Origin of the sequence: Proteus sp. G2609, from assembly GCF_963896135.1 — a bacterium.
In the GTDB taxonomy this organism is placed as follows: Bacteria; Pseudomonadota; Gammaproteobacteria; order Enterobacterales; family Enterobacteriaceae; genus Proteus; species Proteus mirabilis.
Window position 1 is genome coordinate 185,915 of the sequence record NZ_CAWQNB010000025.1, and the last position, 21,670, is coordinate 207,584.

Genomic DNA, 21,670 nt, shown 5'->3' on the forward strand with positions numbered 1-21,670 from the left:
TAATTGAATAAACCTACCTTAACTTTAAACAAATAAAAAACTTATAACACATACAACCCATATTCGGGAGTCTGCTTGATGTTTAAAAACCTATTTGTTGTTTTACAAAAAATTGGAAAATCCTTAATGTTACCGGTATCTGTGCTGCCTATTGCCGGTATCTTACTAGGGGTTGGGTCTGCGGGGCTATCATGGATCCCTGTCTCTGTTTCTCAAGTGATGGCAGAAGCGGGTGGTTCGGTTTTCTCTAATATGCCACTGATTTTTGCTATTGGTGTGGCGTTAGGTTTTACCAATAATGATGGTGTCTCAGCTCTTGCGTCCGTCGTTGCCTATGGCATCATGTCAAAAACCATGCTGGTGGTGGCACCTTGGGTCTTAGGATTATCTCCTGATAGTGTTGAAATACAACGTTTAACTGATACGGGGGTACTAGGTGGGATCATTGCCGGTATTATTGCCGCATCAATGTTTAACCGCTTTTATCGTATTAAACTTCCTGAGTATTTAGGCTTCTTTGCAGGTAAACGTTTTGTACCTATTATTTCTGGTCTGATTGCGATTTTTGTCGGTATTCTTTTATCCTTTATTTGGCCTCCTATTGGTACTGCTATTCAACGTTTTTCTGAGTGGGCAGCGTATCAAAATCCAGCCGTTGCATTTGGTATTTATGGTGTTGTTGAGCGTGCGTTAGTGCCATTTGGTCTGCATCATATCTGGAATGTACCATTCCAAATGCAAGTGGGTGAGTATGTAAATAGCGCAGGACAAGTGTTCCACGGTGATATTCCACGTTATATGGCAGGTGATCCAACTGCGGGGATGTTATCAGGTGGCTTCCTATTTAAAATGTTTGGTCTACCCGCTGCGGCCATTGCTATTTGGCATACAGCACGTCCTGAAAACCGTGTAAAAGTTGGCGGGATCATGATTTCTGCGGCATTGACTGCCTTTTTAACAGGGATCACAGAGCCAATTGAATTCTCATTTATGTTCGTAGCACCTATTCTTTATGTTATTCATGCCATTCTTGCCGGTTTAGCATTTGTTATTTGTATCTTGTTAGGTATGCGTGACGGTACAAGTTTTTCTCATGGCTTAATCGACTTTATCGTATTGAGTGGCAATAGCAGTAAACTGTATCTATTCCCAATTATTGGCATACTTTATGCGATAACTTATTACTCTATTTTCCGTTTCTTAATCGTGAAACTCAACCTGAAAACCCCAGGGCGAGAAGTAGAAGATAAAAACGCGAAACAAGCGGATAAAAGTGCGATGGGACAATCTTTAGTCGCTGCTTTCGGTGGTAAAGATAATATCAGTAGCTTAGATGCTTGCATTACACGCTTGCGTATTGGTGTAAAAGAGATTGATAAGGTCGATCGTGATGAGTTGAAAAGACTGGGAGCGGCTGGTGTTGTGGTGGTTGGATCCGGTATTCAAGCAATTTTTGGCCCTAAGTCTGATAATTTAAAAACTGAAATGGATGAATATATTAGGTCTATAGGTACAACTGAAAAATAAATTATTTTTGACTAAATTAGAAAACACTCTTATGCATCAGCTAAGAGTGTTTTTTTATTGAAATAATATAGGTGTTAATTATGTAATTATTTTAGAACATAAACAGAGTTTAAGAGATTAAATGACAATGAAATTATTTGGAAAAGATGATAAATATAAAACTTTTGTGCTCTCTATAGGGGATAAAAAAAACATCTCTTTTGGAAAAAATGATATTTCTTTAGGAATAAAAGATTTATCTTTACTTATAAGCAATAGTAATAGAGACTTTATGATTGTTAATAAAGATAAAGAAGTTTTATTTCTTAAATTTAAATTAGAGTTGAAATGTGCTCTGGAAAAATACATACTTGAAAAAAATAAAAAAAAAGATAGGCTAAAGGAATTAAAAGATATTCTTGAAAAAGAAAGATTAACTGATAAAATAACAATACTTGATAATAAGGTAATTGTATCAGGAATGAAAGATACTAATGATATAAATGTATTATTTTCCTCTTTGTTAAAGAATAAAGATAATTCTAGTACACTTTTTAATAAAGTATTTAGTAATGATAATATAATAATTAATAATTTTATCTCTAAAAAAGAAAAAAAGATTTCTGATAACATAGAAAAGATAGTAAATAAAATTAGGCGTAACCCAGAATTTACATTATATAATAATAATTCTCTTAAATATCAACATATAACTACCATTTCGAATAAAATTTTTAAGGAACCAGAGAATACTGATATAACAAACGATGATTCTCATAATAAAAATAATCTTGATAAAATAGAAGAAAAAGCCCCCCCCAAAAAAAACCAAAAATCAAAAAAAGCAGCCCTGATGGAACAACTTGATGAAGATAAACAGAAAATGAATGAGTTGTTAGCTACTTCTAGCCAAGGGTTATTAAAAACTGTAGAGTATATAGATAATCTATCTAATTTAATTAGTTCTAAAACTGATAATGGTACTTGTAATTCCGACCTCATTGACCAATTCAAAATGTCTATTGAAACCTTAGTAAAAGAATGTAATGTCTTTAACAAAGATAGTCATTTTTTACCTGAAAAAGATATTGAGATAGAGTTAAGTGACATAAAAATAACAATTGAAAAACTTAATGAAATTATAAAAAAGATGAATGATTTTAAATCTAATCAGTTACATTATTTTTATCAAGAAATATATAAATCTAATTTTACTACAGTTAACGAGATTAATATTGATTTTAAAAAGGTTTTTTTTAATAATATAAAAGATATGTCTTCTCAATTATCTTCTTATAATAAATCATTAAAGGAAAATAAAGGTTTTTTCCTTAAATTATATAAATTCTTATTTAAAAATAAATACCTAAGAAAAAAAGAGATAAATGATAATGCTGTTAAAAAATTAGAAGTATTGGATAAGGACTTATTCTTTTTGCTTGAATCTAAAGATTTTAAAAATAATTATGTACCTGACTGGGCTTGCAAATTAGTAGCTAAAATAATAAATGAATCAATGCCTAGAAACGATATTTTTTGGCGATTCTCTAAAGAGCGCATAGAATGGAATAAAATTTATAAATCATTTATTGTAGAGAGAAAGAGAGAAGAAATATAGAGCATAAATTGTATATCAATAATATAGTATGTGATTTACTATGATTAGAGATAAATGAAATAGGGGATATTATGGCTAAAATTGGCATTTTTGTTGGTACTGTTTATGGCAATGCATTGGCGGTTGCTGAAGAAGCGCAGCGCATTTTGCTTGAGCATAAACATCAAGCTAATATCTATGAAGAAGGTACACTTGCCGATTGGCAAAAATATTCAACAGTACTGGTGATAAGCTCTACAACCGGCCAAGGCGATTTACCCGATACAATAGCACCTTTATTTTATGAGCTACGAGATAATGTTGGTTATCAACCTAATTTAAATTATGGCCTAATTGCGTTAGGTGATAGCAGTTACGATAATTTTTGTGGTGCAGGTATGCAATTTGAAGCGTTATTACAAGAGCATCAAGCAAAGCGTATTGGTGAAATATTAAAAATAGACAGTATGGATATTGCCGAGCCAGAAGTATTTGCTATAAATTGGCTGGAAAACTGGGCTACATTATTGAATTAAATTAATCGGTTACTTGAGCAATAAATTGATGGATCATGGCTATCTTATTAAAGAGCACCGCTTACTATTAAGTTGTGAATAGTTATAAGCGGTGTTTCTTATAAAATTGAGACAATTAATTAACGACGAGTCAATTTTTCTAAATCGGCTTCAATTTCAGCAATTTTATTGGCAACAACGTGCTCAAGGTGACGTAAATCATCGAGGATTTTATGTTTCAAATCCACTTCCACTTGATCTTGCTGGCAAATTTGATCTAATTCTTCAATCACATAACGTAAGTTAGTGTTGATTTCATTGACTTCTTTAAAACCTTGTCCTGATTGAGTATCAGAAATTGTTTTACGTTGGCGTGGATATTTAAATTTTACACTTTTTGCAAAGAATTCACCTTTATCTTTGCGAAAATAAATTTTTAAAATATCGTTGTTAGCTTCTTGACGTAGGGTATAGCGATCAATATCTTCAGGATGTTGGATCCCTAAATTTTTTAAATTATCGTACATATATTGGCACCAGATAGAAAGATGAATGAGATACAGCGAACAGAATTCATTCTATCCGCTGTTATTATATTAGTCGATAGTTCTTAACAATTCATTAATACCCACTTTTCCACGTGTTTTAGCATCGACTTTTTTTACAATCACAGCACAGTACAAACTGTAACGACCATCTTTTGACGGTAAATTACCAGAAACCACCACTGAACCAGCAGGAACACGACCGTAATGGATTTCGCCAGTTTCTCTGTCATAAATTTTGGTACTTTGTCCAATATAAACACCCATTGAAATGACAGATCCTTCTTCAACAATCACACCTTCAACAATTTCAGAACGTGCTCCAATAAAGCAGTTATCTTCAATAATGGTTGGGTTAGCTTGTAAAGGTTCTAATACGCCACCGATCCCAACGCCACCGGATAAATGGACATTTTTACCAATTTGCGCACATGAACCAACGGTTGCCCATGTATCCACCATACTTCCTTCATCAACATAAGCACCAATATTGACATAAGAAGGCATTAGAACCGTATTACGAGCAATATAGGCCCCTTGTCTGACGGCAGCAGGTGGCACAACACGAAATCCCTCTTTTTCAAAACGAGCTTGATCGTAATTTGCAAATTTCATTGGCACTTTATCAAAATAACGGCTTTCGCTACCGTCGATCACTTGATTGTGACTGATACGAAAAGAGAGTAGAACCGCTTTTTTTAGCCATTGATGAGTAACCCACTGACCATTAATTTTCTCAGCAACTCGCAATTTTCCACTGTCTAGTTGAGCGATAACGTTATTAATCGCATCGCGTACCTGTGGTTCAACATTATCTGGTGTGATTTCAGCGCGTTGTTCAAAGGCGTTATCAATAATAGATTGTAATGCTTGCATCTATAGTATTTCCTATATGTATTGTCGTGGGTTTCTATATTTTATCCTTTGAAACGAGGGCTTTTGTCAACCTTTCTACGACTTCATCCTTCATTTTTTGGTTTAACGCATTATTTTCGTTATCTGTTAATACAAAAAAATCCTCAACACGCTCACCAATAGTGGTGATCCTTGCGCCATGTAACGAAAGAGAAAGATCGGCAAAAACCTTACCTATAATAGCTAATAAGCCTGGGCGATCGCGCGCAAATAATTCCATATAAGTTCGTTTATTATGGTTAGAGGCGATAAAGTTAATTTTAGTGGGTACCTCAAAATGGCGTAATTTAGCCGGTAAAGCACGGGTTTTGGCATTGGCGTTATAAGGGGCTGATACAACGCGAATAAGCGCTTGGCGTATAGCATGATAGCGATCAATCGCCAGTGGTTTACCATTAGGCTCTAAAACGATAAAGGTATCCATTGCCATATTGTCGCGATTAGTAAAAATTTGTGCGTTGTGAATATTTAAATTACGTCTATCTAGCTCACCTGCAACAGAAGCAAACAGAGAAGGCCGGTCAGCACACCAAATAAAAACCTCTGTACCACCATGCTCGGTTTGTTGGCTAATCAATACCATAGGCTCAGCACTATTGTGCTCAATAAGTGCCTGAGCATGCCAAGCAATTTGCTCTGGAGTATGACGTAAAAAATAGTCCGCATGGCAACGAGCCCAAATCGCTTGCAGTTTTTCTTCATCGACCTGTTGCTGTTGTAAAATAGTTAGTGCTTGCTGACGGTGATCACGGATACGTTCCCGTAAATCTGGAATAGAGTGCATCCCTTGGCGTAATTGATTGGCCGTAGCGAGAAATAGTTCACGCAGTAAGCTTTGCTTCCAACTATTCCATAAGCTACTGTTTGTTGCACAAATATCAGCAACAGTGAGACAGAGTAAATAGCGTAAACGGCTCTCATTTTTGACTTCAGAGGCAAATTGGAAGATAACATCGGGATCTTGAATATCACGTCTTTGTGCCGTTACAGACATAAGTAAGTGATGACTTACAAGCCATTCAACTAAAGCGATTTCTCGTTGATTTAGTCCATGTTGTTGAGCAAAGCTAATAACATCCTGTGCACCTAATAAAGAGTGATCACCATGTCGCCCTTTAGCAATATCGTGAAATAGAGCAGCAAGTCTTAATAACTCAATTTGAGGTAGTTTCGGGTAGATATCGACACAAAGAGGATGTCGGTTTCGATTTGCATCATCAGCGAAACTTTCAAGTTTTTGTAATACACGGATAGTATGCTCATCAACTGTATAAGCATGGAATAGATCAAACTGCATTTGACCGACAATATTGTTCCATTGTGGGAAATAAGCACTTAATACACTATGTTTATGCATTGGGACAAATGCCCCCGAAACCGCCCTAGGATGACGTAAGATTTGCATAAATACTTGTCTAGCTAGTGGGTACTCACATAAAGGTTGTACTAAATGACGACGGGCATAACGCAAATGGCGTAGTGTGGTCGAATAAATTCCGGTTATCTCTGCATGCTCTGCCATACGTAAAAATAACCGCATAATGGCAATAGGATCATTAAGAAAACATTCATCGTCTATAACATCAATTAATGTACCTCTTAATTGAAATTCTTTGTCAAGAGGGCGAGGTTTAACATTGGGTTGTAATGCGAGGATTGCTTCATCAAAGAGTTGCAGTAGCATATCGTTTAGCTCACTCACACGGCGAGTAACGCGATAGTAATCCTTCATCATTTTTTCGACAGGTTGGTTGCCTTCACCTTGATAATTTAAAAGTTGGGCAACGCTTAATTGGCGATCAAACAGTAACCTATTATCATAACGATTAAGGACTAAATGTAGCGCAAAACGGATCTTCCATAAGGTATATTGGCACTCGAGTAATTCTTGTCCTTCGGCAGGGGTTAAAAAGCCAAAGTTGACCATTTCAGATATTGATGTTGCGCCAAAATGACGGTGAGCGACCCATATAAGGGTGTGAATATCACGAAGTCCTCCAGGACTATTTTTAATATCAGGCTCTAGATTATAACTGGTGCTATGAAAGCGTTGGTGACGTTGTTCTTGCTCTTCAATTTTAGCTGCAAAGAAATCAGGCGATGGCCAAAAACCTTGGCTAAAAATATGTTTAATTAATTGTTGATAGAGTGCGTTATTACCACAAACAAGACGCGCTTCTAGTAAATTGGTGGCAATAGTTAAATCAGACAGTCCTTCTAAAAGGCACTCTTCCATCGTTCTCACACTGACACCTATCTCTAAACGGATATCCCAAAGCAAGGTAATTAATTGACTCACTTTTTCGGCAATTTGGGAAGGAAGAGGCTGTTGACTTAAAAATAGCAAGTCAATGTCAGAAAGAGGGTGTAATTCTTGGCGACCATACCCCCCCACGGCAATGATACAGAGATCAGGGTGATCCGCTAATTCAGTATAACGCCATAATTGTGTGAGTAGTTGGTCGATAAAGTGACTACGAGCTTGTAGTAACAAAGCAACATCAGCATCATGATGAAAAGCATCTGCTAACCATAACTGAAATTGTTCAATAGAGTGTTTTAGTAAAGTACTATCTAGCGTATTTTCAGTCAGCAACGAAGGGGACGGTGGTGCTGTTTGAAAGGTATTAGAGGTTATCATAGTTAATCATCTCACTCATATATGCTGATTATATTAAGAGTAATGTTAAAACGGTAACCTGACTAGCATTTCTATTTTCTTACCAAAGTTGAAAATAAAAAAAACGACATACCTCGAAAAAATATGTCGTTTTTACATTTTAGAAGAGTGCGATTTATTCGTTGACTAATACGGCAGAAATAAATGGCTCTTCTTCTTTACGCAGTGTCATGATTTCACAACCATTGTCGGTAACCACTAAAGTATGCTCATATTGAGCAGACCAACCGCGATCTTTGGTTTTTACTGTCCAACCATCTTTCATGGTACGAATACGGTAATCTCCAGTATTGACCATCGGCTCGATAGTAAATGCCATGCCTTTTTGTAACACAACACCACCGTCATCAGCATCATAGTGTAATACTTGAGGCTCTTCGTGGAAACCTTCGCCAATACCATGTCCACAATATTCGCGTACCACAGAAAAATCATGCCCTTCAACGAATTTTTGAATGGCCTTACCTAATTCACGTAAGCGAATACCTGGTTTTACCATTTTTATTGCAAGGTAGAGACTTTCTTGGGTGATCCGACACAGACGCTCACCTTGAATAGTCGGTTTACCGACGATAAACATTTTTGACGTATCGCCATGAAAACCCTCTTTAATGACAGTAACATCAATATTAACAATATCGCCGTCTTTTAAAATTTTGTCTTCACTAGGAATACCATGGCAAATAACATCATTAACAGAAATACACACTGATTTAGGGAAGCCATGATAGTTTAAGCAAGCAGGGATAGCTTGCTGAACATCAACAATATGTTGATGACAAATACGATCTAATTCCGCTGTACTTACGCCGGGTTTTACATAGGGTGCGACAACTTCAAGGACTTCAGCCGCAAGACGACCCGCGACGCGCATTTTTTGAATATCTTCTTCAGTCTTGATTACAATAGCCATTTGAGTTCTTCATTAATAGATTTAAAAGCCACAATACAATCATTATTGCATGGTATTGCAGGTCTATGAATTATGATGGTGAGAAATAATTCTAATTACCATTTATGATATCAGCAGAAAGTGGGTGTGCCAATCAAAGAGGATAGGAGTAATCTGTTTGATATCGCCAATAATCAGGCACATTACGCCTTATATTGTTTGTTGTCTTTACATATTGCGCTTTTTTATTCGCTGTTGTTAACCGATATATTGGCAGTGAAACCGTAACTAATAGTGGTTTCTTGAGGTTATTTATGGTATAAAGCGCGCCGGAGTTCTGTTATTGGCTATGGCTTCACCATGTGAGGTTTAAGAAATAGCAGTAAATCTGAAAACATTCAATTGTGTTAATGACACACACAAATCGACACATACGCCGGGGTGCTCTTATGTAAAGGTTTAATCTTTACAGCTGATGAGTCGGTCGTATGGGATTTGTGGAGGAAATAACCCCAAATTTAAACTTATAGAGGTCTAAAATGGCAACTGTTTCAATGCGCGATATGCTGCAAGCCGGTGTTCACTTCGGTCACCAAACTCGTTACTGGAATCCAAAAATGAAACCATTCATCTTTGGTGCGCGTAACAAAGTTCATATCATTAACTTGGAAAAAACTGTTCCAATGTTCAATGAAGCTCTGGTTGAACTGAACAAAATTGCTTCTCGTAAAGGCAAAATCCTGTTTGTTGGTACTAAGCGCTCTGCCGTTGAAGCTGTTAAAGAAGCAGCAGAAAGCTGTGACCAGTTTTATGTAAACCACCGCTGGTTAGGCGGTATGCTGACTAACTGGAAAACTGTTCGTCAGTCAATCAAACGTCTGAAAGATTTAGAATCTCAATCTCAGGACGGTACTTTTGACAAACTGACCAAGAAAGAAGCGTTAATGCGTTCTCGTGAACTTGGTAAGTTAGAAAACAGCCTGGGTGGTATCAAAGACATGGGCGGTTTACCTGACGCTCTGTTTGTTATCGATGCTGAGCACGAACACATTGCTATCAAAGAAGCAAACAACCTGGGTATCCCAGTATTTGCTATCGTTGATACTAACTCTGATCCAGATGGTATCGACTACATTATCCCTGGTAATGATGATGCAATCCGTGCGGTTAAATTATATCTGACCGCTGCAGCAACAGCTGTTCGTGAAGGTCGTTCTCAAGATCTGGCTGTTCAGGCTGAAGAAGGCTTAGTCGAAGCTGAATAATAAGGCATGCTCGTAAGAGCCCTTATTTAACCAGGTATTGCTATATATTGGTTAGGGGGCCTCAATAGGCCCCCTTTACACATCTGCTATGAGAACATCTATGGCTCGCCCATAGAAAAGTCGAGGAAGAAACAAATGTCTGGAATTACCGCTGCATTGGTAAAAGAACTGCGTGAACGTACTGGCGCAGGCATGATGGAATGTAAAAAAGCGCTGGTTGAAGCTAACGGTGATATCGAATTAGCTATCGACAACATGCGTAAATCAGGTCAAGCAAAAGCGGCTAAAAAAGCAGGTCGCGTTGCTGCTGAAGGTATCATCCTTGCAGAAGTTGCTGCTGATGGTAAATTCGGTGCGCTGGTTGAACTGAACTGTGAAACAGACTTCGTTGCTAAAGATGCTGGCTTCATCGCATTCGGTAAAGATGTTATGGCTGCAGTATTAGCAGACAAAACTGACGATATCGAAGCACTGAAAGCGAAATTCGAAGACGCTCGTACTGCATTAGTTGCAAAAATTGGTGAAAACATCAACATTCGCCGCGTTGCTATTTTAGAAGGCGAAGAGTTAGGTACTTACCTGCACGGTGCTCGCATCGGTGTTTTAGTTGCAGCTAAAGGCGCTAACGAAGAACTGATCAAACACATTGCTATGCACGTTGCTGCAAGCAAACCAGAATATGTTCGCCCTGAAGATGTGCCTGCTGATGTTGTTGAGCATGAGCACCAAATCCAGATGGACATCGCAATGCAATCAGGTAAACCACGCGAAATCGCAGAAAAAATGGTTACTGGTCGTATGAACAAATTCACCGGTGAGATCTCTCTGACTGGTCAGCATTTCGTTATGGATCCAAGCAAAACTGTTGGCGATCTGCTGAAAGAAAACAATGCTGAAATCATTAACTTCGTTCGTTTCGAAGTTGGTGAAGGTATTGAGAAAGTTGAAGCTGATTTCGCAGCAGAAGTTGCGGCAATGAGCAAATAATAACGCTTTGCGTTAATAGAACCGCCTTAAGGCGGTTCTGTTTTGTTACAATCTCCACTGACAGTTTGCTTTTCTTTGAAAAGAGTAAGGCTATCTAAAACCTCCAATTAACTAATCTGCTTAGGACAGAACACCATGGCAACCAATGCAAAACCCGTATATCAGCGAATTTTATTAAAGCTGAGTGGCGAAGCCCTGCAAGGCGCAGAAGGTTTTGGTATCGATGCGAGCGTACTTGATCGCATGGCTCAGGAAATTAAAGAACTCGTTGAATTGGGCATACAAGTCGGTGTCGTAATTGGCGGTGGTAACTTGTTCCGTGGCGCTGGTCTAGCAGCTGCAGGTATGAACCGTGTTGTGGGTGACCACATGGGAATGCTCGCCACAGTGATGAATGGCTTAGCAATGCGTGATGCATTGCATCGTGCTTATGTCAATGCACGATTAATGTCAGCATTTCCACTTAATGGTGTTTGTGATAACTACAGTTGGGCTGAGGCTATTAGCTTATTACGCCATGGCCGAGTTGTTATCTTCTCGGCAGGTACAGGCAACCCATTCTTTACGACTGACTCAGCTGCGTGTTTACGTGGTATTGAAATTGAAGCTGACGTTGTATTGAAAGCGACAAAAGTTGACGGTGTATTTTCAGCCGATCCAACCAAAGATCCTGATGCGGTATTATATGAAAAGCTGACTTATCAGGATGTATTAGAACGTGAATTGAAAGTCATGGATCTTGCTGCATTCACATTAGCCCGAGATCATAATTTACCTATCCGCGTATTCAATATGAATAAACCGGGTGCATTACGTCGGGTTGTAATGGGTGAAAGTGAAGGAACTTTGATTTCTCACGCTTAATACACAGAGACAATGGTATAATTTGGCGTTAACATCTTAAAGTACGCCAATTCATTTATGTCGATATCATAATTTGATATCGTCTGGAAGATAACCAGTTCCCAAGGGTTTATAACGTGATTAATGAAATCAAAAAAGATGCTCAAGAACGCATGGACAAAAGCGTTGAAGCACTAAAAAGCCAAATTAATAAAGTTCGTACTGGCCGTGCGTCTCCAAACCTATTAGATGGTATTGTTGTAGAATACTACGGCGCACCAACTCCATTAAATCAAGTTGCTAACGTTGTGGCAGAAGATGGCCGCACATTGGCAATTACGGTGTTCGATCGTACTTTAGCACCTGCTGTTGAAAAAGCGATTATGGCATCAGATTTAGGCTTAAATCCTTCATCTGCAGGCGCGATCATCCGTGTTCCACTGCCTCCGTTAACTGAAGAGCGTCGTAAAGACTTAATCAAAGTTGTGCGTGGAGATGCAGAACAAGGTCGTGTCTCTATTCGTAATATCCGTCGTGATGCTAATGATAAAATCAAAGCATTACTGAAAGATAAAGAAATTAGTGAAGATGATGAACGCCGTTCACAAGATGAAATTCAGAAATTAACTGATATGTTCATTAAAAAAATTGATGAAGCATTAACGCTGAAAGAAGCTGAGTTAATGGAATTCTAATTTTTATTCTTTTTCTGATAATGCCACTGAAATGTGGCATTATTTTTGAGCATTTACTGGAAAATAAATGCCTAATATCTTCTTTTTATCACATTATTTATTAAAGTTATCATCTTTCCCCTCATTTATCTCGTCATGCTGATATAATTCCTTTTAATGAAAATGTTATTGATATACTGATTGATTAATAATGAAACAAATAACTATATTAGGCTCAACAGGGTCTATCGGAACAAGTACGTTATCCGTCATTGAAAATAACCCTGATGAGTTTCAGGTGCTTGCTTTAGTGGCTGGAAAAAATGCAACTAAAATGGCGCAGCAATGTCGCGCTTTTCAGCCTAAATATGCGGTGATGTCAGATGAAAAAAGTGCCGGTGAGCTGAAACGATTATTAGCCAATACATCGTGTAAAACGGAAATATTATCAGGCTCTAATGCTGTTAATGAAATTGCTGCATTGGATGAAGCCGATCAAGTGATGTCTGCTATTACAGGGGTGGCGGGGCTTAAGCCTACATTGGCTGCGATAGAAAAAGGGAAAAGAATTTTATTAGCCAATAAAGAATCTCTGATCACGAGTGGTCGTTTATTCTTTGATGCGGTGGCTAAATATGGTGCGAAGGTTTTACCTATTGATAGTGAACATAATGCTATCTACCAAAGTTTACCTACAGGTATTCAAGACAATTTAGGCCATGCATCTTTAGAAGCCCATGGCATCACCAGTATTTTACTCACAGGCTCCGGTGGACCGTTTCGCTATACGCCTTTAGATGAGCTAGATGCAATGACTCCAGACCAAGCTTGCGCACATCCAAACTGGTCAATGGGGCGTAAAATTTCGGTTGATTCAGCCACTATGATGAATAAAGGCTTGGAATATATCGAAGCTCGTTATTTCTTTAATGCCTCGGAAGCAGAGATGGAAGTCATTATTCATCCCCAATCGGTGATCCATTCAATGGTTCGCTATCGTGATGGTAGCATTATCGCACAAATTGGTGAGCCAGATATGAGAACGCCTATCGCTTATTCCATGGCATATCCTCACCGCACCCAATCGGGCGCGAAAGCATTAGATTTTTTTGAGATACAAGCCCTAGAATTTATCCGTCCAGACTATCAGCGCTATCCTTGTTTAGCACTTGCCATCGAAGCCTCGCAACGGGGACAAGCTTCAACAACGGTATTAAATGCCGCTAATGAGGTTGTTGTTGATGCTTTTTTAAACGAAAAAGTAAAATTCACTGATATTGCTAAAATTAATCGCAAAGTGGTTGAACATTTTGACCTCTCTGAGCCTCAAAGTATCGACGATGTTTTAGAAATTGATAAATTAGCAAGGTTACAAACACAGCAGATTATCGCACAAATTGTATAATGATGATGATATTTACCAGAGTGTGTTTGTTCGTCTTTCTGGCTAATGGTATAGTTGCCAAATCACTAAAGACAATAATGAAAATTAACAGTTCATTACTAAAGCAACCGCTTTAGCAACTTTGAGGCTTTGCCAAAGGCCGTGGAGTCACACGGTTTTTTTGTGCGTAGGTTATCCGAAGAGGACTGTCTGTATCAGTATCAGATTAGCAAAGGGTTAAATTGAGTGAACTTATCCAGTGACGATTCATCCGCATCAAAACCAAAGCATGTTGCCATCATTATGGATGGCAACGGACGTTGGGCAAAAAAACAAGGGAAACTCCGAGTTACGGGCCATCGCGCGGGAATTAAAGCAGTTCGAGATGCGGTTAGCTTTTCCGTCAAACATAAAATTGAATCACTAACGTTATATGCATTTAGCAGCGAAAACTGGAATCGCCCTGAACAAGAGGTGAGTTCTTTGATGGAGTTGTTTGTTTTTGCATTAGATAATGAAGTGAAAAGCCTACACAAACACAATGTCAGATTAACAATTATCGGTGATATCAGCCGCTTTAGTCGTCGTTTACAAGATAGAATAAAAAACTCTGTTGCACTGACTGCAAATAATACCGGACTCAATTTAAATATTGCTGCCAATTACGGTGGACGATGGGATATTACACAAAGTGTACAACAATTAGCGAGTTCCCTCGCAAAAGGGGAGTTAGCTATCGAAGATATTAATGAAAATGCGATATCCTCACACTTGTGTTTACACGATCAATCGCCTGTAGATCTTGTGATCCGTACAGGTGGAGAACATCGTATAAGTAATTTCCTTATCTGGCAAATTGCTTATGCTGAGTTATATTTTACACAGGTTTTATGGCCTGATTTTGATGAACAAGTTTTTCAGAATGCACTTGATGCTTTTGCTAAACGGGAAAGACGTTTCGGTGGTACAACATCGGAAACAGATACTGTAAATCTGGGAGGATAATTTGCTTAAGTATCGTGTCATTACTGCATTAATACTAATCCCTATTGTTATTGCTGCTTTATTTCTTCTTCCTCCCGCAGGATTTGGATTAGTTATTATTGCCATTTCAGGCTTAGCGGGTTGGGAATGGGCTCAATTTATCGGCTGGCATTCTCAAGGCAAACGTATTGCTACTGGTGTTGGATTTGCTGCACTCTTAGTTCTTATGCAAGCCTCGTTACCGGATTTTGATCACCTGCTTGATACAGCAATGATTAAGAATAGCTTATGGGCTGGGCTCTTTTGGTGGGTAGCGGCGATTTTATTAGTTGTCAGTTATCCGAATTCAGCCAATATGTGGAAAAATTCTGTTCTTCTTAAGTTATTGTTCGGTATATTGACGATTGTTCCTTTTTATTGTGGCATGATGGCGCTACGTATGTTGGGATATAGCACAAACTCATATACAGGGGCCTGGTGGTTACTGTATGTCATGTTATTGGTTTGGGCTGCGGACTCAGGGGCTTATGCATTTGGCCGTTTAATGGGTAAACATAAAATGGCACCGAAAGTATCACCGGGTAAAACCTTGGAAGGTCTGGTGGGCGGGTTAATCACAGCAGGTGTTGTTTCATGGCTATTTACGCGTTTCGCACCAATTACTGAAGTGCCTAACCATCTATTACTGATTTCGGGCATCGTGGTGATTGTTTCCGTATTCGGCGATCTGGCTGAGAGTATGTTTAAACGTGTTTCCGGCATAAAAGACAGTAGTCAGCTTATCCCTGGGCATGGTGGTGTGCTAGATCGTATTGATAGTTTGACCGCGGCGATCCCTGTTTTCGCTGGATTGGTGTTTTTAGTTTCTTCTGGCTTTCAAATGTAAAGGTAAGCAATGGGTATCCTGTGGAATCTAGCCGCGTTTATTATCGTTTTAGGTATTCTTATTACGGTACATGAATTTGGACATTTTTGGGTAGCAAGACGCTGTGGCGTTTATGTTGAGCGTTTTTCTATTGGTTTTGGTAAAGCGATTTGGCGTAAAACAGATAAACATGGCACCGAATTTGTCGTTGCATGGATACCTTTAGGTGGCTATGTAAAAATGTTGGATGAGCGTGTCGCCGAAGTCGCACCAGAGCGTCGTCATCTCGCTTTTAACAATAAAACCGTCGGGCAAAGAGCCGCTATTGTTGCCGCCGGACCTATTGCAAATTTCTTATTAGCCATTGTGGCTTATTGGCTTGTTTTTATGATAGGGGTGCCGGCATTAAAGCCAATAATTGCAGATATTCGCCCTGACTCTATCGCAGAACAAGCAAAATTAACGCCGGGAATGGAACTAAAATCCGTTGCAGGTATCGAAACGCCTGATCAGAATGCTGTTCGTTTAGCATTAGTGAGTAAAATTGGTGCAAAAGAGGTGACTTTCGTTGTAACTCAGCCTAACTCTCTTTCTGAGAGTGAGAATATACTGAATTTGCAACAGTGGAATTTTGATCCTGAAAGACAAGATCCTATCGTATCCCTAGGCATCATGCCTGTTGGCGCACGGTTGGACTCTAAAGTTGTAGAAGTAACACCAGACTCTGCGGCTGAAAAAGCAGGTTTACAAGCAGGGGATCGGATCGTTAAAGTCGATGGTCAGCCAATTGATACTTGGCACCCATTTACTTATTTTGTTCGACAAAGCCCCAACAAAACGTTGGAACTGTTAGTTGAACGTAACGGTGCTTCTTTGGTGTTAAATATTACTCCTACAGCAATAGCGCTGAAAGATGGTAGCGAAGTTGGACAAGTGGGTGCGAAGCTACAAGTATTACCGCCAGATGAGCAATACTTGATAATGCAACAATACAACCCATTTTCAGCGTTATATGAAGCATCTGATAAAACATGGCAGTTAATGGGTTTGACTGTCAAAATGATTGGCAAGTTAGTGGTTGGTGATGTCAAGTTAACAAATCTTAGTGGACCGGTTTCTATCGCTAAAGGCGCTGGAATGTCTGCGGATTCAGGTTTTGTTTACTATTTGATGTTTATCGCACTTATCAGTGTCAATCTGGGGATCATTAATTTGTTTCCCCTGCCTGTCTTAGATGGTGGGCACCTGCTTTTCCTGGTTATCGAGAAGATAAAGGGAGGGCCGGTATCTGAGCGTGTACAAGATGTCTGTTATCGTTTCGGTGTTATGGCACTGATGCTGTTAATGGGACTTGCACTTTTCAATGATTTCTCTCGCTTATAATAAAATAAGCAGGGACCGGTTAGGAAAACACAAAACAACGATGGCGATGAAAAAGTTGCTTATAGCGTCGCTGCTGCTGGGCAGCGCCACTGCATACGGTTCAGACGGATTCGTAGTTCAGGACATTCAATTTGAAGGTCTTCAACGCGTCGCCGTTGGTGCAGCATTACTGAACATGCCTGTCCGAGTTGGAGATTCGGTCAGCGATGATGATATTAGTCGAACTATCCGTTCATTATTTGCGACAGGAAACTTCGATGATGTTCGGGTTCTGCGTGACGGAAATGTACTTATTGTTCAAGTTAAAGAGCGTCCAACAATTGCGAGTATTACTTTCTCAGGTAACAAAGCAATTAAAGAAGATATGCTTAAGCAAAATCTTGATGCTTCCAATATCCGTATTGGTGAAACACTTGACCGAACAATGTTGGCTAATATTGAGAAAGGTCTTGAAGATTTCTACTATAGTGTTGGTAAATATAACGCCACAGTAAAAGTTGTTGTGACTCCTCTTCCTCGTAACCGTGTTGATTTAAAACTGGTATTTGCCGAAGGTGTTTCAGCTACTATTCAACAAATCAATATTGTTGGTAATAAAGCATTTAGTACTGCTGAATTAGTTAACCGCTTCCAACTACGTGATGATGTGCCTTGGTGGAACTTAGCGGCTGATGAAAAATATCAGAAACAAAAACTCGCTGGTGACTTAGAGACATTACGAAGTTTTTATCTAGATCGTGGTTATGCCCGTTTTGATATTGAATCCACAAACGTTAGCTTAACGCCTGATAAAAAAGGTATTTATATTACTATTAACCTGAAAGAAGGTGATAAATACACGGTTGAAAGTACCGAAATCAATGGTAATACCGCAGGCTATACCAAAGAGATTGAAGATCTGATCCAAATCGCACCAGGCTCACTGTATAACGGTGCTCAAGTGACCAAAACAGAAAATGAGATTAAAAATCTATTAGGTCGCTACGGATACGCCTATCCACGGGTGATGACAAATCCTGAAATCAACGATGAAAATAAAACGGTAAAACTGCATGTTAACGTTGATGCAGGGAATCGTTTCTATGTGCGTCAAATCCGTTTTGCGGGTAATGATATAACCAAGGACTCTGTTTTACGTCGTGAAATGCGTCAAATGGAAGGGGCTTGGTTAGGTAGCGATTTAGTTGAACAAGGTAAAGAGCGTTTAAACCGTTTAGGTTATTTTGAAACAGTCGAAACGGAAACACAGCGTATTCCGGGATCACCTGATCAAGTTGATATCGTTTATCGTGTCAAAGAGCGTAATACGGGTTCACTTAACTTTGGTGTCGGTTTCGGTACAGAAAGTGGTGTCAGCTTCCAAGTTGGGGTAACACAGGATAACTGGTTAGGAACGGGAAATGCTGTTGCGATTAACGCCAGTAAAAATGATTACTCAACGTATGCTGAATTGTCAGTCACTGATCCTTACTTTACTGTAAATGGTGTCAGCTTAGGCGGTCGTATTTTCTATAACGATTTCCGAGCTAATGATGCGGATTTATCCGGCTATACCAATAAATCTTATGGGTTAGACGGCACCTTAGGTTTCCCTATCAATGAATATAACTCGGCTCGTCTTGGCTTAGGCTATACGCATAACGGCTTGTCACGGATGGAACCTCAAGTGGCGATGTGGCGTTATCTTGAAAGTATGGGGGAAAACCCGGGTTTTGATAAACGCGAATCCTTTAATGCGGATGATTATACTGTCAGCATGGGATGGACATTTAATAACTTAAACCGTGGTTTCTTCCCAACCTCTGGGGCAAGAAGTAATTTAAGTGGGCGTATTACTATACCTGGCTCTGATAACAAGTACTATAAAGTAACTTGGGACGGTATGGCTTATTACCCTCTAAATGAAAAAGAGTCTTGGGTCACCTTGTTCAAAGGTCGTTTAGGTTACGGTGACGGTTTAGGGGGTAAAGAATTACCCTTCTATGAAAACTTCTATGCCGGTGGTTCTGGTACAGTGCGTGGTTTCCGTTCCAATAATATCGGTCCTAAAGCAATTTATTTAGATAAAGATGGTAAGCCAAAACCAGGTGAGCCATCTAGCGATGCTATCGGTGGTAATGCTATGGCAGTCGCTAGCTTTGAACTGATCACACCAACGCCATTTATTGATGATAAATATTCTTCATCAGTCAGAACCTCTGTATTCGTTGATGCGGGTACGGTATGGGATACTAAATGGAGTAGCACTAACTCTAATTGGACTGCTGGTATGCCAGATTATAGTCGTGCTGGCGATGTGCGTGTTTCAACCGGTGTGGCTTTACAGTGGTTATCACCTTTAGGTCCGTTAGTCTTCTCTTATGCGAAGCCAATTAAAGATTACGAAGGCGATAAATCTGAGCAATTCCAGTTTAATATTGGTAGAACGTGGTAGCGATGTAAGTAAAGTTGATGTCTTTTCTATATATTGAGAAAAGACATCTCATATCTGACAAAAAATTTATTTTGGGTTTTAAGGAGTCTATCGTGAAAAAATTGTTATGTGCCGCTGCCCTAGGAATGGCATTGACGATGTCAGCAGGCGCTCAAGCTGCAGATAAAGTAGGTGTTGTGAACATCGGTCAAGTTCTCCAAAAAGTGCCTAACCGTGATGCGGTAGAGAAACAATTGGAAAATGAATTTAAATCACGTGATACCGAATTGCAAAATTTAGGTAAAGCATTACAAACTGCGGTTGAGAAATACCAAAAAGATGCACCAACCATGAATGCGACACAACGTGCTAATACAGAAAAAGATCTGGTTGCTAAACGTGAAGCTTATGCACAAAAAGCACAAGCTTTTGAGCAAGATTTTAGCCGTCGTCAAGCAGAAGAGCGTAATAAAATCATGAAACGCGTATTAGACGCTGTTGATGCTGTAGCGAAAAAAGAAGGTTATGATGTGATTTTAGATGCAAACACTGTTCCTTATTTCGCAGACGGTAAAGATATTACTGCTCAGGTTCAAAAACAGGTTAAATAATAGATGTTTTCAATTCGATTAGCTGATCTTGCTCAGCAATTGAATGCACAGTTACACGGCGATGGTGATATCACTATCGCCGGTCTTGCTTCAATGGGCTTAGCAAATGGTGAACAAATTACCTTTCTTTCCGATAGTCGCTATCGTGAAAAACTAAGTGAATGTCAGGCCGCTGCGGTGGTATTAACAGAGGCTGATCTTCCTTTTTGTCCTGTTGCTGCACTGGTGGTGAAAAATCCTTATCTGGCTTATGCACAAATGGCTCAGATTATGGATACTACGCCCGCGCCAGCACAAGATATACATCCTTCTGCTGTTATTGCTGCTGATGCTAAATTAGGGAATAACGTCTCAATTGGTGCCAATGCGGTCATTGAGTCAGGTGTTGAGTTAGGTAATAACGTAGTTATTGGTGCAGGATGTTTTATTGGTAAAAAAGCACATATCGGCGATAATAGCCGTTTGTGGGCAAATGTCTCTGTTTATCATGAAGTTATCATTGGTAAAGATTGTTTAGTACAATCTGGTACTGTCATTGGTTCTGATGGTTTTGGTTATGCCAATGAGCGTGGCAATTGGATTAAAATTCCTCAGTTAGGCTCAGTGATCATTGGTGACCGTGTCGAAATTGGTGCATGTACTACCATCGATAGAGGCGCATTAGATAACACAGTTATCGGTAATGGTGTTATCATTGATAACCAGTGCCAAATCGCACATAACGTCATTATTGGTGACAATACTGCTGTGGCAGGTGGTGTCATCATGGCGGGGAGCCTGAAAATTGGGCGTTACTGTATGATTGGTGGAGCAAGTGTTATCAATGGTCACATGGAAATTTGTGATAAAGTTACGGTAACAGGAATGGGGATGGTTATGCGTCCTATCACTGAACCTGGGGTTTATTCTTCTGGCATTCCGTTACAACCGAATAAAGCATGGCGTAAAACCGCAGCACTGGTGCTGCGAATTGATGAAATGCAAAAAAGGCTAAAGTCGCTAGAACGTCAAGTAGAAAATAGCGACAAGTAACAAGTAGCATCTTTGACGGTTGTTGTTACCTATTTTGCGACCTGCGCGTTAACTCCCTTTTTGAGTCACAGCAGGTCGTGTCATTCTTAATTAGATTCAGTTTTATTAGACAGGAAGAGTATTGCAATGAGTGATAATCATACTCTGCAAATCGAAGAAATTTTAGATTTACTTCCACACCGTTACCCATTTTTATTGGTTGACCGTGTCCTTGATTTTGAAGAAGGGAAATTTCTAAGAGCAGTAAAAAATGTATCTTTTAATGAGCCTTTCTTTCAAGGTCACTTCCCAGGCAAACCTATTTTCCCTGGTGTACTGATCCTCGAAGCAATGGCGCAGGCAACAGGTATTTTAGCATTCAAAAGCGTAGGAAAACTGGAACCCGGTGAACTTTACTATTTTGCTGCTATTGACGGTGCTCGCTTTAAACGTCCTGTCTTACCTGGAGACCAAATGGTTCTTGAGGTTGAATTCATTAAAGAACGCCGTGGCGTTGCACGCTTTAAAGGCGTCGCTAAAGTTGATGGAGAAATTGCCTGCGAAGCTGAGATGATGTGTGCTCGCCGCCGTGAGGTCTAG

General features: G+C 39.3%; 19 protein-coding genes. 15 read left to right on the top strand and 4 right to left on the bottom strand.

What is annotated here, in order from left to right; translation table 11 throughout:
* Nucleotides 1-78: 78 nt before the first annotated feature.
* The 3 genes from ptsG (at nucleotide 79) to AACV01_RS07380 (ending at nucleotide 3,639) form a co-directional block, all read left to right on the top strand.
* Nucleotides 79-1,527 carry a PTS glucose transporter subunit IIBC gene (gene ptsG / locus AACV01_RS07370; RefSeq protein WP_004249509.1) on the top strand — a complete coding sequence of 483 codons (1,449 nt, stop codon included), beginning with the start codon at nucleotides 79-81 and terminating at the stop codon, nucleotides 1,525-1,527.
* 121 nt (nucleotides 1,528-1,648) lie between these two features.
* On the top strand, nucleotides 1,649-3,124 hold the full coding sequence (locus AACV01_RS07375; protein ID WP_161682646.1) for a hypothetical protein: 1,476 nt from the start codon (nucleotides 1,649-1,651) through the stop codon (nucleotides 3,122-3,124).
* A 71-nt stretch (nucleotides 3,125-3,195) separates the two neighbouring features.
* On the top strand, nucleotides 3,196-3,639 hold the full coding sequence (locus AACV01_RS07380) for a flavodoxin (protein WP_161682648.1): 444 nt from the start codon (nucleotides 3,196-3,198) through the stop codon (nucleotides 3,637-3,639).
* 119 nt (nucleotides 3,640-3,758) lie between these two features.
* Here AACV01_RS07380 and AACV01_RS07385 read toward each other — a convergent pair whose 3' ends face one another.
* The 4 genes from AACV01_RS07385 to map all read right to left on the bottom strand — a co-directional run bounded on the left by AACV01_RS07385 (nucleotide 3,759) and on the right by map (nucleotide 8,671).
* Nucleotides 3,759-4,145 carry a DUF3461 family protein gene (locus tag AACV01_RS07385; RefSeq protein WP_004245482.1) on the bottom strand — a complete coding sequence of 129 codons (387 nt, stop codon included), beginning with the start codon at nucleotides 4,143-4,145 and terminating at the stop codon, nucleotides 3,759-3,761.
* A gap of 69 nt (nucleotides 4,146-4,214) precedes the next feature.
* Nucleotides 4,215-5,039 carry a 2,3,4,5-tetrahydropyridine-2,6-dicarboxylate N-succinyltransferase gene (gene dapD / locus AACV01_RS07390; RefSeq protein ID WP_004245480.1) on the bottom strand — a complete coding sequence of 275 codons (825 nt, stop codon included), beginning with the start codon at nucleotides 5,037-5,039 and terminating at the stop codon, nucleotides 4,215-4,217.
* A gap of 34 nt (nucleotides 5,040-5,073) precedes the next feature.
* The gene (glnD, locus tag AACV01_RS07395) at nucleotides 5,074-7,719 is read right to left on the bottom strand and encodes a bifunctional uridylyltransferase/uridylyl-removing protein GlnD (protein ID WP_161682650.1); all 2,646 of its coding nucleotides are present in this window, start codon (nucleotides 7,717-7,719) and stop codon (nucleotides 5,074-5,076) included.
* Between the two features lie 154 nt (nucleotides 7,720-7,873).
* On the bottom strand, nucleotides 7,874-8,671 hold the full coding sequence (gene map, locus AACV01_RS07400; RefSeq protein WP_004245478.1) for a type I methionyl aminopeptidase: 798 nt from the start codon (nucleotides 8,669-8,671) through the stop codon (nucleotides 7,874-7,876).
* A 518-nt stretch (nucleotides 8,672-9,189) separates the two neighbouring features.
* Here map and rpsB point away from each other — a divergent pair.
* The 12 genes from rpsB to fabZ all read left to right on the top strand — a co-directional run bounded on the left by rpsB (nucleotide 9,190) and on the right by fabZ (nucleotide 21,670).
* A complete protein-coding gene (gene rpsB / locus AACV01_RS07405) occupies nucleotides 9,190-9,915 on the top strand; it encodes a 30S ribosomal protein S2 (RefSeq protein WP_004245475.1) in 726 nt (241 codons plus the stop codon).
* Between the two features lie 135 nt (nucleotides 9,916-10,050).
* Nucleotides 10,051-10,902 carry a translation elongation factor Ts gene (tsf, locus tag AACV01_RS07410; protein WP_004248719.1) on the top strand — a complete coding sequence of 284 codons (852 nt, stop codon included), beginning with the start codon at nucleotides 10,051-10,053 and terminating at the stop codon, nucleotides 10,900-10,902.
* A gap of 135 nt (nucleotides 10,903-11,037) precedes the next feature.
* Nucleotides 11,038-11,766 (top strand): UMP kinase, encoded by a 729-nt coding sequence (gene pyrH / locus AACV01_RS07415; protein WP_004245471.1) that lies wholly within the window; start codon nucleotides 11,038-11,040, stop codon nucleotides 11,764-11,766.
* Between the two features lie 116 nt (nucleotides 11,767-11,882).
* Nucleotides 11,883-12,440, top strand: a complete 558-nt coding sequence (gene frr / locus AACV01_RS07420) for a ribosome recycling factor (RefSeq protein WP_004245470.1) — start codon at nucleotides 11,883-11,885, stop codon at nucleotides 12,438-12,440.
* Nucleotides 12,441-12,630: 190 nt separating this feature from the next.
* A complete protein-coding gene (ispC, locus tag AACV01_RS07425) occupies nucleotides 12,631-13,824 on the top strand; it encodes a 1-deoxy-D-xylulose-5-phosphate reductoisomerase (protein WP_161682652.1) in 1,194 nt (397 codons plus the stop codon).
* 282 nt (nucleotides 13,825-14,106) lie between these two features.
* Nucleotides 14,107-14,808, top strand: coding sequence for a (2E,6E)-farnesyl-diphosphate-specific ditrans,polycis-undecaprenyl-diphosphate synthase (ispU, locus tag AACV01_RS07430; protein WP_004245468.1), 702 nt, complete (start codon nucleotides 14,107-14,109; stop codon nucleotides 14,806-14,808).
* A 1-nt stretch (nucleotide 14,809) separates the two neighbouring features.
* Complete coding sequence (gene cdsA / locus AACV01_RS07435) at nucleotides 14,810-15,673, top strand: phosphatidate cytidylyltransferase (protein ID WP_004245467.1); 864 nt, start codon at nucleotides 14,810-14,812, stop codon at nucleotides 15,671-15,673.
* A gap of 9 nt (nucleotides 15,674-15,682) precedes the next feature.
* On the top strand, nucleotides 15,683-17,035 hold the full coding sequence (gene rseP / locus AACV01_RS07440; protein WP_004248715.1) for a sigma E protease regulator RseP: 1,353 nt from the start codon (nucleotides 15,683-15,685) through the stop codon (nucleotides 17,033-17,035).
* Nucleotides 17,036-17,075: 40 nt separating this feature from the next.
* A complete protein-coding gene (gene bamA, locus AACV01_RS07445; RefSeq protein ID WP_004248714.1) occupies nucleotides 17,076-19,469 on the top strand; it encodes an outer membrane protein assembly factor BamA in 2,394 nt (797 codons plus the stop codon).
* 92 nt (nucleotides 19,470-19,561) lie between these two features.
* On the top strand, nucleotides 19,562-20,059 hold the full coding sequence (locus AACV01_RS07450) for an OmpH family outer membrane protein (RefSeq protein WP_004248713.1): 498 nt from the start codon (nucleotides 19,562-19,564) through the stop codon (nucleotides 20,057-20,059).
* Between the two features lie 3 nt (nucleotides 20,060-20,062).
* A complete protein-coding gene (gene lpxD / locus AACV01_RS07455) occupies nucleotides 20,063-21,091 on the top strand; it encodes a UDP-3-O-(3-hydroxymyristoyl)glucosamine N-acyltransferase (RefSeq protein ID WP_004245463.1) in 1,029 nt (342 codons plus the stop codon).
* 126 nt (nucleotides 21,092-21,217) lie between these two features.
* Complete coding sequence (gene fabZ, locus AACV01_RS07460) at nucleotides 21,218-21,670, top strand: 3-hydroxyacyl-ACP dehydratase FabZ (RefSeq protein ID WP_004245462.1); 453 nt, start codon at nucleotides 21,218-21,220, stop codon at nucleotides 21,668-21,670.

Coding starts and splice junctions, on each gene's coding strand:
- tsf (WP_004248719.1), top strand. CDS start 10,051: ATGTCTGGAATTACCGCTGCATTGGTAAAAGAACTGCGTGAACGTACT.
- fabZ (WP_004245462.1), top strand. CDS start 21,218: ATGAGTGATAATCATACTCTGCAAATCGAAGAAATTTTAGATTTACTT.
- dapD (WP_004245480.1), bottom strand. CDS start 5,039: ATGCAAGCATTACAATCTATTATTGATAACGCCTTTGAACAACGCGCT.
- pyrH (WP_004245471.1), top strand. CDS start 11,038: ATGGCAACCAATGCAAAACCCGTATATCAGCGAATTTTATTAAAGCTG.
- glnD (WP_161682650.1), bottom strand. CDS start 7,719: ATGATAACCTCTAATACCTTTCAAACAGCACCACCGTCCCCTTCGTTG.
- lpxD (WP_004245463.1), top strand. CDS start 20,063: ATGTTTTCAATTCGATTAGCTGATCTTGCTCAGCAATTGAATGCACAG.
- ptsG (WP_004249509.1), top strand. CDS start 79: ATGTTTAAAAACCTATTTGTTGTTTTACAAAAAATTGGAAAATCCTTA.
- map (WP_004245478.1), bottom strand. CDS start 8,671: ATGGCTATTGTAATCAAGACTGAAGAAGATATTCAAAAAATGCGCGTC.
- ispC (WP_161682652.1), top strand. CDS start 12,631: ATGAAACAAATAACTATATTAGGCTCAACAGGGTCTATCGGAACAAGT.
- AACV01_RS07385 (WP_004245482.1), bottom strand. CDS start 4,145: ATGTACGATAATTTAAAAAATTTAGGGATCCAACATCCTGAAGATATT.
- rseP (WP_004248715.1), top strand. CDS start 15,683: ATGGGTATCCTGTGGAATCTAGCCGCGTTTATTATCGTTTTAGGTATT.
- AACV01_RS07375 (WP_161682646.1), top strand. CDS start 1,649: ATGACAATGAAATTATTTGGAAAAGATGATAAATATAAAACTTTTGTG.
- rpsB (WP_004245475.1), top strand. CDS start 9,190: ATGGCAACTGTTTCAATGCGCGATATGCTGCAAGCCGGTGTTCACTTC.
- bamA (WP_004248714.1), top strand. CDS start 17,076: ATGGCGATGAAAAAGTTGCTTATAGCGTCGCTGCTGCTGGGCAGCGCC.
- AACV01_RS07380 (WP_161682648.1), top strand. CDS start 3,196: ATGGCTAAAATTGGCATTTTTGTTGGTACTGTTTATGGCAATGCATTG.
- ispU (WP_004245468.1), top strand. CDS start 14,107: ATGGATGGCAACGGACGTTGGGCAAAAAAACAAGGGAAACTCCGAGTT.